This is a genomic window from Halomonas sp. ND22Bw, assembly GCF_003011945.1.
Taxonomy (GTDB): Bacteria; Pseudomonadota; Gammaproteobacteria; order Pseudomonadales; family Halomonadaceae; genus Halomonas; species Halomonas halophila.
In genome coordinates, this window is sequence record NZ_PXWD01001447.1 from 1 (window position 1) to 249 (window position 249).

General features: G+C 70.3%; 1 pseudogene. It reads right to left on the minus strand.

Annotated elements, in window-relative coordinates:
* A pseudogene (locus CVH10_RS23000) lies at positions 1-249 on the minus strand (IS21 family transposase); the annotation flags it as partial.

A 249-nucleotide genomic window follows, 5' to 3' on the forward strand; every position in this document is an offset into this window, starting at 1 on the left:
GCGGCAGCCTCGACCAGCCAGCTGTTGGCACCCTGGCCCAACTGTAGGAAGGCGAGCTCGGCGGCGGTACGAGGCTTGGGCACCCGGTCGGCGGCGTCGCGGTCTGGGCGGGGTGGGTAGTGGTCGTTGTCGAGGACCGGTGAACCGGGTTGGCCGCGGCGGTGCCGCGCGACTTCGACTGCACCGCCATCATTGTCGACGGCGGTCACGATCAGCTCCTCACCATGGAAGCGGGCCCAGACCCGAGTG